12 protein-coding genes and 1 tRNA gene are annotated in these 13,538 nt (G+C 62.2%); 4 read left to right on the top strand and 9 right to left on the bottom strand.

The annotated features are described in order from the left end of the window. Positions 1–23: 23 nt before the first annotated feature. Positions 24–239: a cysteine rich repeat-containing protein gene (locus tag ACFDR6_RS06685; RefSeq protein WP_212082533.1), complete on the bottom strand. Its 216-nt coding sequence runs from the start codon at positions 237–239 to the stop codon at positions 24–26. 170 nt (positions 240–409) lie between these two features. Beyond that, positions 410–748 carry a hypothetical protein gene (locus ACFDR6_RS06680; RefSeq protein WP_375857922.1) on the bottom strand — a complete coding sequence of 113 codons (339 nt, stop codon included), beginning with the start codon at positions 746–748 and terminating at the stop codon, positions 410–412. Between the two features lie 253 nt (positions 749–1,001). Between ACFDR6_RS06680 and ACFDR6_RS06675 the strand changes: the two genes are divergently transcribed. Further along, complete coding sequence (locus tag ACFDR6_RS06675) at positions 1,002–2,054, top strand: polysaccharide deacetylase family protein (protein ID WP_375857805.1); 1,053 nt, start codon at positions 1,002–1,004, stop codon at positions 2,052–2,054. Between the two features lie 71 nt (positions 2,055–2,125). On the opposite strand, the gene ACFDR6_RS06670 is transcribed toward ACFDR6_RS06675, so the two are convergent. After that, positions 2,126–2,518, bottom strand: coding sequence for a hypothetical protein (locus ACFDR6_RS06670; protein ID WP_375857804.1), 393 nt, complete (start codon positions 2,516–2,518; stop codon positions 2,126–2,128). 109 nt (positions 2,519–2,627) lie between these two features. Then, the gene (locus tag ACFDR6_RS06665; protein WP_375857803.1) at positions 2,628–4,277 is read right to left on the bottom strand and encodes a glycosyltransferase family protein; all 1,650 of its coding nucleotides are present in this window, start codon (positions 4,275–4,277) and stop codon (positions 2,628–2,630) included. Between ACFDR6_RS06665 and ACFDR6_RS06660 the strand changes: the two genes are divergently transcribed. Then, on the top strand, positions 4,189–4,374 hold the full coding sequence (locus ACFDR6_RS06660) for a type I restriction enzyme endonuclease domain-containing protein (protein WP_375857802.1): 186 nt from the start codon (positions 4,189–4,191) through the stop codon (positions 4,372–4,374). The two genes, ACFDR6_RS06665 and ACFDR6_RS06660, sit on opposite strands and share 89 nt — an antisense overlap. A gap of 134 nt (positions 4,375–4,508) precedes the next feature. On the opposite strand, the gene ACFDR6_RS06655 is transcribed toward ACFDR6_RS06660, so the two are convergent. After that, complete coding sequence (locus ACFDR6_RS06655; protein ID WP_375857801.1) at positions 4,509–4,781, bottom strand: hypothetical protein; 273 nt, start codon at positions 4,779–4,781, stop codon at positions 4,509–4,511. Positions 4,782–4,822: 41 nt separating this feature from the next. On the opposite strand from ACFDR6_RS06655, the gene ACFDR6_RS36340 reads away from it, so the two are divergent. Beyond that, complete coding sequence (locus ACFDR6_RS36340) at positions 4,823–6,019, top strand: phosphoribosyltransferase-like protein (protein ID WP_434056899.1); 1,197 nt, start codon at positions 4,823–4,825, stop codon at positions 6,017–6,019. 167 nt (positions 6,020–6,186) lie between these two features. Next, positions 6,187–7,344, top strand: a complete 1,158-nt coding sequence (locus tag ACFDR6_RS06650) for a reverse transcriptase family protein (protein WP_375857800.1) — start codon at positions 6,187–6,189, stop codon at positions 7,342–7,344. Between the two features lie 29 nt (positions 7,345–7,373). Here the strand turns inward: ACFDR6_RS06650 and ACFDR6_RS06645 are convergent, their stop codons facing one another. The 4 genes from ACFDR6_RS06645 to ACFDR6_RS06630 form a co-directional block, all read right to left on the bottom strand. Then, on the bottom strand, positions 7,374–10,106 hold the full coding sequence (locus ACFDR6_RS06645; RefSeq protein ID WP_375857799.1) for a hypothetical protein: 2,733 nt from the start codon (positions 10,104–10,106) through the stop codon (positions 7,374–7,376). Positions 10,107–10,380: 274 nt separating this feature from the next. Next, positions 10,381–10,456: transfer RNA gene (locus tag ACFDR6_RS06640), tRNA-Thr, on the bottom strand. Positions 10,457–10,556: 100 nt separating this feature from the next. Beyond that, positions 10,557–12,287 (bottom strand): heme biosynthesis HemY N-terminal domain-containing protein, encoded by a 1,731-nt coding sequence (locus ACFDR6_RS06635; protein WP_375857798.1) that lies wholly within the window; start codon positions 12,285–12,287, stop codon positions 10,557–10,559. A gap of 36 nt (positions 12,288–12,323) precedes the next feature. Then, complete coding sequence (locus ACFDR6_RS06630; RefSeq protein WP_375857797.1) at positions 12,324–13,517, bottom strand: COG4223 family protein; 1,194 nt, start codon at positions 13,515–13,517, stop codon at positions 12,324–12,326. Positions 13,518–13,538: the final 21 nt, after the last annotated feature.

Below are 13,538 nucleotides of genomic sequence, written 5' to 3'. Positions count from 1 at the left end.
GGCGGCGCGCTCCGGAATGACGATCACTGCCCGTGCTCTGTCAGCACCTTGTCGCAGCCCTTGCTCAGCTTCGTGCGGTTCTGCTTCAGACAGGCGAGCACGGCGCCATCGCCATTGTTCATCACGGCGCGGCAGAAGCGGCTGACGTCGCGCGCGCAGGCATCGTGGCCGGGCTGCTGCTGCGCCGTTGCGACCGAGCCGCACAGGAGCAAAGGAATGATGAAAAGAAATCTGGTCATCGCGTAATGCCTCTTACCCGGGAAGATGTGCGGGGAAGCTAGTGCGACGATCCCGGGGCTGCAACGGCTTTATTGCCGAGCGGGAGAGTGCAGCGGCGTGGCCCCGGCTTGACGCCGGGGCACATCGCGAGGGGAGCTGACCAGCGCGACGGTCGTTGTTGCGCGCGCTCTTATTGAGTGCTCTGGGCGTCAGCGACCTTGCGCGACGCGCCCTTGGCGAGAGTCTTGTCCATCACCGCGCGGCAGCCGGCGCTCAGGTCCGAACGATGCTTGATCATGCACGCGGTGATCTTCGGGATGTTGGGGATTTCCGCCGAGCACAGGCGGAAGGCGTCGCCAGTGCACATCTGCTGCGCTTCGGACGAGAAGGCGAAGCTCGAGGTCGTCGAGGCGATCGAGACGATGGCAGCAAAGCCGAGGGCGAGGCTGGTGTCGCGGATCTTGGCCGTCAGGGACTTGGTGGAGGAAGACTTGATCGAAAAGGACTTCGTAGAACAGGACTTGGTCATTTGAAGCTCCCATTGGCGCCGTCGCAACGGCGCCCGTTGTTGATGGGAACGACGATGCTCCAGGAAAACAGTTTCCACTGTGATGATGGTCACGGGCCGCACCCCGAGTGTGACGTCGGTCACTTTGGCGCACCTCCCTGAAATTCCTCCACAACCGCCGTCGTGTTGGTGTCACGTTAACTGTTACTTCGCATTAATGGCTCGTCGCGCGGGAAATTCCGCTCCTTTGGTTGCGTAATTGGAAAGAATAGCGATGCGTAATGCGTTGGGCCTGATGCTGGCCAGTGTAGTTGCGGCGGTCGTGATTGCCGCCGGCGGTTGGTTTTATTATTCCACGCGCGCCGATCAGGGCGCCCCCAAGACAGTTGCCGCCCGTGCTGCCGATCCGTTGCCGGCACCGGCGAAGCTCGCCGCCAAGGACGACGTCCAGACCACCGCGACGATCGCAGCCAAGCCGGCAGTTGCCCCGGCGGCGGCACCCGCCCCCGTCATGCCGGTGCAGCCGAAGCAGGTCTGCGCCAATCCGAACGCGCTGGGCGTGTCCCGCGTCGTCGAGATCGACACCACCGGCGGCCCCGGCTTCGGCTTCGAGCACTTCAAGCAGTTCGACTTTCTCACTGAGAAGGAAGTCGTGCTGACCTTCGATGACGGTCCGTGGCCGGTCAATACGCCCACGGTGCTGAAGGCACTCGCGGACGAATGCACCAAGGGCCTGTTCTTCTCGGTCGGCAAGCACGCGACCTATCATCCGGAAATCCTGAAACAGGTGCTGGCCCAGGGCCACACGGTTGGCACGCACACCTGGTCGCATGTCAACCTGAACAGCAAGAAGATGACGGAGCAGCAGGTCAAGGACGAAGTCGAGAAGGGCTTCAGCGCAGTGAGATTTGCGCTCGGCACCAACCCGGCGCCGTTCTTCCGCTTCCCGCAGCTTCAGCACAACCCCGCGATGGTGGCCTATTTCGGCACCCGAAACGTCGCGATGTTCTCGACCGAAATCGACTCCTTCGATTTCAGGAAGGGTGCCACCCCGGAGAAGATCGTCGAGACCGTGATGACCAGGCTCGACAAGCTCGGCAAGGGCATCATCCTGATGCACGACTTCCAGAAGAATACTGGCCTCGCCATGCCGACGCTGCTCGCGCGGCTCAAGGCCGGCGGCTACAAGGTCGTGCAGATGAAGGCCAAGACGAGCCTCCAGACGCTGCCGGAATATGACGAGGCGCTGATGAAGGACATGAAGGTGCCGACCGCTGGCACTAACTCCCGTCCGATCGCAAGCGTGGTGCAGACGATTTCGCAGTAAGCTCCAGCCAAGGCTTCCTCAATACGCGCATGGCCGGGCTCTTGCCCGGCCATTTGCTTTGGGTGAGCGGCTTACCAATAGATGCCGTGGCGGTGCAGCTCGCTGATGATGCGACGCTCGGTCCAGCTGCGCTTGGGCTTCGGCTTGTCTGCCTTCGCCGCGGTCCTGGTGGCGGGCTTGCTCGTCGCGACCGGCGCCGAGGTGGTGGCAGGCGCGGCCGCCGCAGGTGCAGCCGTGGTGGCCGGTGGCGCTGAGAGCGACACGGCCGGCGGACGATCGGAATATGTCGGCGCCTCGGTGGCCGGCGCTGGCTCGCTCACCTGTGCCGTAGTCGCCGACGTCGGCGCGGTCAGCGGAGCCGGGGTCTGAGCGCCCGACGCTGACAGCGACAGGCTGCGGGAGCCGTCCGCCTGGGCGGATGCGGCGGTCAGCACCATGGCGGCAACCAGAATGATCTTGCGCATGTGAAAGTCTCCCCGTGTTGGCGTGACCGGGACATTACGGGGGGTGCGCGTGGGGTTAAGTGATTGGCCTCACACAATCGCGGTACAGTTTCGAACCCGCTGGCTGCGATCAACACCCGCGCCGATAGACCCGCAAGCTCACGTCCGGATAGCTCATGCTGTCGAGCAGGCAAACGCCCTTCTCCGCGTCCATGCGGGCGATGAGCTCATTGCCGACGCGCGGCCCGACCAGCGTGTGCTGGATCGAGCTCGAGAGCACGAGAATCTCCGACTTCAACAATGCATCGCCCGTTTCCTGCGCGCTCCGGAAATACAGCTCGTCGCGTACGACGAGATTCATCTTCGCCTGCGCCGCGTAGAGCTGGATGGTCGCCGACGTCACCGGATAAGGGCTGGAGAAGCCGACATAGAGCGGGCCGGGCGTTTGCGGCTTGATCTCGCGCAGCAGCGACCAGAGCCGCGCGGTCGCGAGGCGGATGCTCTCCTGCTGCTGCGCGCTCAGCGGTGTCGCCGTGCTGATCTGACCGATGACGACGTGCCTGAGAAAGAGCTGAAGAACAAAGGCGAGCGCCAGCACCCGGCAGGCGGCGAGAAGGTAGCGGCGGATGTCGTTGCGGAGGCCGAAGCGGATGAGCAGCTCTTCAATGAGCGCCATGCTGGCGCAGCCGTTGAGCACCATCGCGACGATGAACACGCCATAGAACATCGCGCCGAAATAATAGGTCTTGATCGCCGCGACGGATGGAATGGCATAGGCGATCAGCACGGCCGCGAGGAGGACGGCGGCGTCGCGCAGCGCGGCGCTTCCGCAGATGGCCGCCAGCACCAGGCGCAGCAGCATCAGTCCCGTCCCGATGGCGAACCAGTAATGCAGACCGAACTGACCTTCTCCGCCGATCGAGAAGCGCAGTAAACCGGCCGAGAAACTTTCGCCTGTCGTCCAGAGGTCGCGCTGGCCAACGAAAACGTGAAGGATGTAGGTGACGGTCTCGACCAGAGCAGGCCCGATCAAGAGCGCCGTTGCCGCAAGCAGCGGCAACACGAACCACAGCAGCGCAGCGAGCGCCTGGCGGATCGAGATGCGCGATCCGCCGGCCTCCAGGCCATCGACGAACAACCTGATCGCAAATGAACTGCCGAGCAGAGCGAGCGTGGCAAAGAACGCGGTCGGCTTGATGCTGACGGCCAGTGCGCAGGCAATGCCGAGACCGGCCAGGGCACGTGCGCTCCGATCGAGCACGCCGCGGTGAACGATCGCCCCGGTCGCAAGGCCAATGGCAAGACCCGAGGGCAGATCCGGTCGCGCCTCGGTCACCGTGTGCCACAGCACCGGGACGCAAGCGACCGCGATCAGGCAGGCCGCGATCTCGAGCACGGGCCGCCGCCACGCCAGCCAGACGATCCCGAGCAGAAATGCAAAGACCAATACAGCGTGGACGAGATAAGGCCCGATGAAGCTGCCGGGAAACAGCGCAAACCCCGTGATCGCCACCATCGTCGAAAACGGCGCGTGGTCGTGCAGCAGAGTCCAGCTACTTGCGGCGATGCTCCGGTCACCGACCGAATTCATCCACCTGATGGCATCCAGGAAATAGGAGACGTCGTCATAAAGCGGAGGAACGGACAACCGCCCGCGCAGCTGCGAGACGCCGAGCGATCTCGAGGCGACGATGGCGGTGATGCCGGCGGCGAGACTGACGAAGCCGAAGATCCGCAGCCAGGAGAGCGTTCGGGCTAGAATGAGGATCGAGGTTCGCAAGCTGTTGGCCCGATATGGGTACCCGCCTGACCTTCAGAAGGCCGCGGTCGATCTAGTGATCAGACAGGCAGAGGCGTTCGCGAATGCGTGGAATTAGCCTGAGACTCGGCATGTCCCGTTGTCCCACACACTAGCTGGTGGGACAAAGGGACAGACCCTGCATCCGGCGGGCAACATCTCAATGCATAAACAGGGTCGACGGAGGACCGCTTTGGTTCGGCGGCGCTTGGATCAACCGTCTTCTTCGCCAAGCTCGCCAATCATTTCAACCGACCCCTCCGCATACCGGGTAATGTGCCAATACGCTTTGAGAAGCCCCTCCAATTCGATCTTCGCCAGCACAAACTCTTGTCCGTCCTTCGCGTGCGGGTAACGGAACTGCTCACCGTCAGAATCGATTTCGTTAATGTGATTGAGTAGTTTTAGAATGTATTTTGAATATACGTCATCTGCCGGAGCGCCCGCGTCACCGAGCAGTTTTGTCAGCGCATTCCATAATTTCATGAGGTTGTGGTGGTCAATCCGATCAGCCGGCAGCAGGACTGATGTTGGACTCTATGCTCCTTCTTAATGAGGAGCAGGTCAGTGCAGCCCTCCGGTCGCAGCTGTACGCGCTGGCAGCTTCCCGGCATGGAAGGCGCAAAAGAGTCGCTCTTTATGCCGAGCGGGAATTTGGAGGCGCACCAGCATTCACGGTGGAATCGATTCCAGATGCCGCTGGTAGGCTTCGTCGACGGTCGATCGGCCGGAAGGGACCTGCGCCAGTAAGTCCTGTTCGAGGCAGCGGCCGTGTGGGAAGCGAAGGTCTTGTTGCGTTCGTGATATCGCAAGCTCACGCGACCAAGCCGCGATCATTTATGAATCATCCCGGACCTGACTTGATCCGCGGGAAAACAAGTCCCGCGGGAAGTATTGGCATCGTTACCGATTTTATCGGTTCAGGTTCGCGCGTTTGCGAGATGCTAGATGCATTTTGGGCCGTCCCCAGCGTCCGATCCTGGGTTTCGAGGAAATGGATCAATTTCAAGGTGATAGCCGCGGCAGCCACGGCTGCCGGGGTCGCGAAGGTGAAACGGCACAGGCTCGGGCCTGAAGTGCTATTCCAACATGCTGCACCCACGATTAGCAGCCATCCGGATTTCGTGCAGGCAGACGAGTGGTCGGCTCTGATCGAGAGATATGGACCTGATGCTGGCCGGGGAGCGAGCCGCTATGGGTTTGGAGGCGACGCGGCGCTCGTAGCATTCAACTATCGGCTCCCCAACAATACTCCGGCCCTGGTGCACCGCACCCACGAGGGTTGGCGCGCCCTTTACGACGGTGCCGCACCAGATGATCTAAGGCCAGCGTTCGGCGTCCGGGCACCTTCAGAAGTCATTGGACAGGCAGCACAGATGACCGGCGTCGCAATCTCCGACGATCTATCGCCGGAAGCTGCTGCGACGATACTCGTACTCAGCTTACTTCGTGGACGATGGCACGCAAAAAGCCAGGTCGCGCTGGCCGAGCGCACTGGAATGGCAGTACCAGATATCATGGACATACTTGCTCGGGCCCTCAAGGGCGGTCTTGTCAATGGCTCGGGCAGGCTAACCGATTCTGGACAAGCCCTCTTGGCGGCAGGACGACGTTCCGAGCGAAAGCGACCAGTGGTTGCAACAGATTCGCAACCGTATTATCCCTTGGCGCTGAGGACTTCGCGGGGCTCATCTAGCACCCGCCGCCCTTCGGGGCGGCCATGATGGCAAGTACTAGCTTGCTGTCGTGGGCGGCCGGGCTTCCGGTCGCCGCTGACAGAGCTTCCGAACGCCGGTACACGCTACTTCGTCCTTCGTTCCCTGCGGGAACCTCCTCGAGAGACTCGTTTCGATGGACGAAGCAGCGCCCACGCGGGGCTGGATTCAAGTAGATGAAACACCCGTGGAGTCCTCAGCATTTTCGGGGAGAAGCAAGGAAGGCTGGCCGTCCCGAGATTATGATAGAGGCTGCGGTAAGCGCGGCTTCAGCGATCAAGCGGGTGCATCCCGACCTTCCTGTCATCTTTACGCTGCATCACTTAGCGCATCTAGCCGAGGTGTCGGCCGACGATCTGCAGCAGGTGGCCTTCCGTAAAGTGGACGCCTACCGAGTATTCCGCGTCAAGAAGCGAGGGGTGCCTGGTATGATTCCGGCTCAACCACGGCGGTACCGGACGATCTGTGTACCGCAACAGTTTCTGATGCAAGTGCAACGTTGGATTGCTCAGAATATTCTCAATCTCATAGACCCTCATCCAGCCAGCTTTGCCTTCACACCGAGACGTGATCTCGTTGGGGCAGCCGCGCGTCATCTCGGTTCGAGATGGCTCGTCAAAATGGACGTTCGACATTTCTTCGAGTCGATCTCAGAGCCACAGGTTTATCGAGTGTTTCGCTTACTTGGATATGGTGCGCTGCTGTCATTCCAAATGGCGCGGATCTGCACACGCTTGCCCGGCCATCGCCCGGGTGCGCTAAGTCGCCCACTTGGCAGGGCCGAACCCGGTTTGCCCTATCGCAGGCATGACCCAGGCCACCTACCTCAAGGAGCACCTACCAGCCCAATGCTGGCGAATTTGACAATGGAAACGCTCGACCGTCGACTGACAGGGCTGGCGCGAAGCGAGGGATGGACTTACACTCGATATGCTGACGATCTCGCTTTCTCGAGAACAGACGAGACTTCGCGTATCGTCGCGATGCGACTAGCGAAGCAAGTTGCACACCAACTAGAACTTGTTGGGCTGACCCATCACCGTGAAAAGACTAGCGTTGTCCCGCCGGGTGCACGAAAGGTGCTTCTAGGCGTGCTGGTGGACAGTGATCGCCCGCGGCTCACTCGCGCCTTTCGCAACAATGTTGAAACGCATCTCTTTGCGCTCACGAGCGATAAGATCGGAGCCTCTGCTCACCGGCAAAAGCGAGGTTTTGCTTCAACGATCGGCATGCGTCGACACATCGAAGGCCTAATCGCGTTTGCTCATCAGGTAAATCCAGCTTACGCAGCAAAGTTGTACGCGAGGCTCAACACCGTCGACTGGTCGCGCTAACGGCAAACGTCGCTATCCAGGAGCTTCAACTATGCCTTCGCGCCGAGCGTCCACCCTGACCGCCTGATCTGTCCGAGCCATTCGAGCAGGCCAGTCTGAATCACAGCAGCCTCATGCGTCGGAGGAACCGCTTCGCCAAGACGAATGAGAAAACTCTCGCCGCGTTCGCCAGGTACTGTGTTCGGTCCCTGTCCGAGTCTATGGAGTGCTTTAAGCCCCAGCCACAGTTGAACCTCGTACATGCCAATCGCATCACCCACTTCGCTGTGAGCTACTTCATCCAGGATGAGTTCAGCATGAGGATCCGCTGACCAGTCAAGTTGCGGCACCCTATCAAGCTTTCCGCCAAGAACGTCGAATCCACCAATTAGGCAAACCGGACGGCTGATGTGCTTTCGCTTAGCCAGGGGTGACGTTATCTCCCTGATCACCCTAAATTCGAGTTCGGGGATCAAGATGAGACTTCTCAGAACCGGGTCGAGATAGTTCGCCAACGATAGCAAGGCTCCGCAAAGATGACCGTCTTTCCCATGAGAGAATGCGGCCGACAGCCATCCAGACGACGTCAGTGCGTCAAGGAGCGTCTTCGCTGCCTGGCTATCAGGCTGGGCAATGCGGAGTAGATGAGACAACAAGCTCGCATCGAAATGGTCCCAGAGCTTGGAGTCAGCAAGTACAACCTGCCGCAAAGCCGCGATGCGAGCCAATTCTGGACGGGTCGAAGCCTCAAAAAACCGGCAAGCAGAGACGGTCTCACTTACCTGCTCCATCGGCGGTAGATTTTGACCGTCGCTCCAACTTCGGAGGTCGATCCTGGCGAGGATTTCTGACCCGTTCGGCGCAGCGCGAATCAACGCCGCGACGTCGCTTGGACGCGAACAGCCGAGGATATCAACTATGGGCGATCGCGCCGCTGCCGCGCCGATTGTAGCCGCAGCGCGCGGCAAGCCGATCCTGGTTGTGTATGCCAGGAAGTGGTTAAGCGCCGGAACGGCCGGTGCGCGAGAAAGTAGACGAGGAATGACGTTGGACGAATGTATAGTTTCATCGATGGCCTCAGGTGAGGCCACCCCTTCACGATGCGCATAGCGGGCGAGTCGTCCGAGTTCATAAAAACTCGAAACCTTACTTGGCCAAGTCGACGAGGCCAATGCGCATAATACAGCCGCGTTGATTTCGCTGTGGTCGTCCGCCAAGGGTTGTACGCGCCTGAGTGCTGCTGCGATTCTCAGCCCCAACCCGGGGTTCTGGGAGACCGCCGCCAGACGCTCATCCCGCTCACTGAAGTTTGTGCCAATTGCTTCCAGCAGAAGCGGCCCTACGCCCGCGTGGACCAACCGGTAGTGCCGCCTGGCTTCGAGCCCCAAGTCGTCGTGTACTACCAGACCGAGAATATCAACGGAGTCCCTCAGGCCAGCCAAGGGGTCTGGCAACTGCTCATCCAAGAGCGGGATTTCAAATTTTGCGAGCGCGGCTAAGCGCAGTATATTTGAAAGTTCACGACTACTCTGAAGCGGCTGCAGGTAACGTACCCTGATAGCATCGACAGCATCCAACGCAGACAATCTGAAATCGCCAGTTGCGATCTGCCTCACCCTTCGATCCACTGCCGCGGTGAACGCGATAAGATCTACCGCTGTTTCCGTTGACTTATCGCTACCCCCGAATGTGCGTGCCCAGGAGCTTTCTGCCTGAGAAGGAATTTGCGGTAAGGTGAGCCCTTCGCGCACAGCGAGACGATTGGCAACCGCCAACATCTCAGGAATACCTGCTCGTAGTTCATGAGACGGAATAGCTGATGCGAGGCGAGAGCCGCTCGGCTTAGTACGTCGGCCAAGCAGAAGCAGACGCGATCCCACAGGTCTAGAATGCCGGATCCAATGGTCATGAATACGGCTGGCATACACCTCATCGAGGTGTATGTTGTCGACAACAAACACCGTACCCCGCGCGGCAAGTTCGGTCATTTCGTTAAGAAGTGCGGCGCCAGCTTCCTCTTCGGGAGCCTTCGCTAGATCGGCGTACCAAACTGCGTTCGGTGAGATCCGAATTTGCCGCGCGATCAATTCCGCCAAAGTCGTTTTGCCTGCGGCTCCATATCCCCGCACAAGCGCGCACCCAACCGTTAGGAGATCCTCGACCACCGCATCGGTGATCGTGGGAGCTCGAACCGTTCCGTTGTCGTACTCGTTCTGTGTAGGTTGAAAAAGGCCAAGCCGCCGGTCGCTTAAGGGCAAGTGACCCAGTAATCGAAACCATTCTAGTTCGGGCGCTAGGCCTAGATGAGCCTGCCGCACGCCTGCGTATTCCGGACGGCAAAGCTCGGCTACGAGGTCGCTACCGACCAGGATGGTGACCTTGCTTCTGCTCAAGCCGGCAGCCGCGAAGCGGTCGACCCAGCCGTCGATCTGAGCAGCTGCCGGCGCATCCTCCGGATAGCCACCGACAAAAACGTATCCGGATAGGTTCCGGTAATTGGGATCGATCGCGTGTTTTAGATCATCTTCCAGGTGCGACTTCCAGGTTTTGGCCTGGCGCGTGGCTTCGATTCCATCGACGATGTTCTCTCCGGTGGACACGAAGGCGTCTGGCCAACCCTTCGTAGTCTGATCTTCATCGTTGCGGCCCGGACGGCGCAACACGCGGCCACCGAACCGATCAGGAAATTTGATACAGGCCAGGTCTTCCGCAAGCTTTTGCAAAGTGACCGCATGGATTTGCTGAAGCTTCTGCCGGACCTGTGCTTCGATATGCGAAATCATGATGACCACGGCTGCGCACGGGCAACGTGCGATAGTTCTCTATGACTACTCGCTAATCGAAACCAAAGCGAGATCGGACCGGCCAAGGCAGATGCCGTTCTCCTTGAGCAAAATCATCTTTTGTTCGATTCCGGACGGGGCAGTGGGGCCCCAAAATGGGTGGGGTACTTTCGAATTAAAAATGGTGGTTACGCGGTGGTTCCAGAAGGCAACATTTCGTAGCGCGCAAAGAGAACAAGGATAGCTGCGGCGCTGCTTTTCAAGGGCGAAAGGCTGGTGCCGCAAGAGGGATTCGAACCCCCGACCCCGTCATTACGAATGACGTGCTCTACCGACTGAGCTATTGCGGCGAACCCTGCCGGGGCCCGGGCGATGCCGGCCCCGATACGCGCGCTCCTGATATCGGGCATGGCCCGAATTGGCAAGGACAAGCGGGGTTCGAAATGCGGCTCACGCGCCCCAGCGGGACCAGAATCCGCGCCACCCCCCGGCCTGGGCCTTGGGCGTGCCGATTTGTTCCGTAAATTCGTCGCTCGGACCCTCGTCATCGATCCCGGGATCGTCCGGAGCCCGGACGATCGGGATGACCGCGGGAATTGGCGCTGCCGCGGGTTTGCCGAGGTCGACGCGGGTCCTGAACACCGGCGTTGCCGCCGGCGGCGCTGATTCGGTGGGTTCGGGGGCCGGTTGGGCCGGTTCGGCATGCGCGACTGCCGGCTCTTCTTTGACGATCACGGGCGAATTGTCCTGGGCGGCCGGCGCCGGGGCTGTCATCGTCGGTTCCACCTCGCTTTCGCTAGGGGCCGCCGTCACCCGCTTCGGCGGCGGCGCCGCCAGCATGGCTTCCTCGAAGGCGGAGGATTCGATCGTGGTGCCCCTGTCCGAGGGCAGGCTCGCGACCGGCGTCTGCCACTGGAACGCATCGAGCCGGCCGGTGACCGGGGAGACCGGACGCCAGCGGTCGCTGACATAGCCGTCCGCGGTCCAGGCCGGATCGTGGCGGGCGCGCACCGCGCGCAAGGTCCATGCGCGGGCGCGGCCGCCGTCGCCGTGCTCGGTGCGCTCGATCTCGGCCATCAGCAGCGCTATGCGCTGGGTCGGATCGCTGACGTATGGCGCCAGCACCTCGCGCGCGCGGGCAAACTCGGCGGCGTCGATCGCGGCGCGCGCGATGGCGATCTGACCCTCGATATGGCCGGGCGCGTTCGCAGCCGTCTTGGCCGCAAGCGTCTCGACGCGCTGCAAGCGGTGCCACGCGGTATCGCCGAGCTTCACATGCGCGTAGGCATCGGCGAGATCGGGATGCGGATTGGCGAGCCAGGCGGTCTCGACCAGCTTCATGGCACGGCGCACCTGATGCGCCTCGCTCTCGAATTTTGCGGCAAGCACTGCGGCCGGCACCAGGGTCGGCGCGAGCTTGATCGCCTCCATCACGCTCTCGCGCGCGACGTCGCGGTCCATGGTTTGCAGTTCCAGCGCCCGTGCGGTGAGCAGCACGCCGCGCTGGCGGCGATAGGCCGGCTTGTCGATCAGGCCCGCGGACAGATTCGAATCGAGGATCGCGAGCGCGCCGCTCCAGTCGCCGCGCGCGCAGCGGAAGCCGAGCACCGCATGCGAGGCCCAGGTCGAGGACGGCGACAGCTTGATCGCTTCCTCGGCGATCATCACGGCGCCGACCACATCGTCGGCGCGCTGCGCCTCGATGAACAGGCCGCGCAGGCCGAGCAGGCGCGTATCCTCGCGCTCGGCCATGGCACGGAAGACGCGCTGCGCCTCGTCGCGATTGCCTTCGAGCTGCGCTGACTGCGCATGCAGCAGCAGCGCGAGCGGATCATCCGGGGCATGCCGCCGCGCCGCCACGGCATGACGGTGGGCGAGCGCCGTGTCGCCATGACCGATCGCGAGCAGGCCGTGGGTGATGGCGTGGCGGCCGCGGGCGTGGCGCTTGTCGTGGCGGCGGCGGCGCATGCGGCCCGGCAATCGCCATGTCGCTGTCAGGATGCTCCAGAGCAGGACGATCGCAACGGCAAAGATGCCGAGAAGGAGCACAAACACGGGAATGGTCGGCGAGGCGCGCCAGCCGCCCCAGGTCATGACGACTTCGCCGGGCTGGTCAGCAACCCAGGCCGCGCCGGCCGCCGCAAGCGCGATCAAGACGAGGAAGAGGACGATGCGAAGCATGGCGATCCCTGTTACGCGCCGATGATTGCGCGAATCCTATTGAGCAGATTTGGCGAGATCCGCCATGGCATCGTCGGCGAATTTGCGGGAGGCGGCGAGCGCGGCGTCGCGGGCATCGGCCTTGTCGAGCCAGGCCTGCGCAGGCGCGCGATCGGCCTCCGGCAGCGTCTTGAGCTCACGCCGCGCTTCCACGAAATCATTGCGAAGCGCCGCGGCCGTCACCCGCGTGACGATGGCGCCGCGATCGTTGCCGACGCCGTCGGTGCGCTCGATGCGCACGAGCTTCGACGCTCCCGCCTGGAGACGCTCGACGATGCCCGTGCCGCTGGTCTGAGCTTCCGCCGGCGGCGACAGTTTGGGCACGATGTTGAGGAGCTCGCGGCTCAGCGCGACCGGGGTCGGGATACCCGACGATGCAAATGTCTCGAGCGGCTTCAGCATATCAGGCTTGGCGGCGAGCGAACGCGCCGCGGACAGCTGTGACTGATAGGGGTCGCCATGGCGAACGGCGACGTCGAGCAGGGCGGCCGCCACCACAGAGCGCAGCGGCTTGTCATCCCTCGCTTTCGCCTCGGCGATCTTCTCGCCCTGCTGCGCGAGCTCGGCACGTTCGGATTTGCTGGCGCGCTCGAGCTGGGCGATGCGATCGTTGAGAGCGGAAAGATCGGGCGCAGTCGTGGCGGGCGCCGATTTCGCATCGTTCAATGCGCTCGCGGTCTTGTCGAACTGCGTACGCAGATTGGCGACGTCGCCGCGCAAGCTGCCTGCGGATTTCTCCAGCGCGTCGATCCGCGCCGCCATGGCCGGATCGGCGACGGGCTTGCCGGCCCTGGCTTCGACCGCCGCTACACGGCCGCTCAGCGCATCGACCGAGGCGCTGGTGACTTGCGGCGCGGCCGGCGGCGCCTGCACGGCGGGCCAGCCCAGCATCCAGCCGACTGCGATCACGACCACCGCGGCGACAGCGCCGGAGAACGGCGCGACGACCCAGGGCGAAATGGACGACGCGGGCGCCTGCGCTTCGATACGCTCCGGCTCTGCGTCAATCTGGTCGGATTTTGCCTGCTCAGGCCCGGCGTGTTCCGGCGCTGGCGTGGCCTCGGCCCCGACCGCCGGCTCCTGCGGCTGGGTCGATACGTCGGTGGCTTCGAGGTCGATGGTGGGCGGCGTGCGCTTGGCACGACCAGTGTCGGGCGCCAATCCTGCGTCTTCAGGCTTGTCGTCGGCCATCGTGACGGTTCCTCACACTTC

Source organism: Bradyrhizobium tunisiense (assembly GCF_042263385.1).
GTDB lineage: Bacteria > Pseudomonadota > Alphaproteobacteria > Rhizobiales > Xanthobacteraceae > Bradyrhizobium > Bradyrhizobium tunisiense.
Note: the sequence above shows the minus strand (reverse complement) of the source record. Positions and strands in the feature narration are given on the sequence as shown.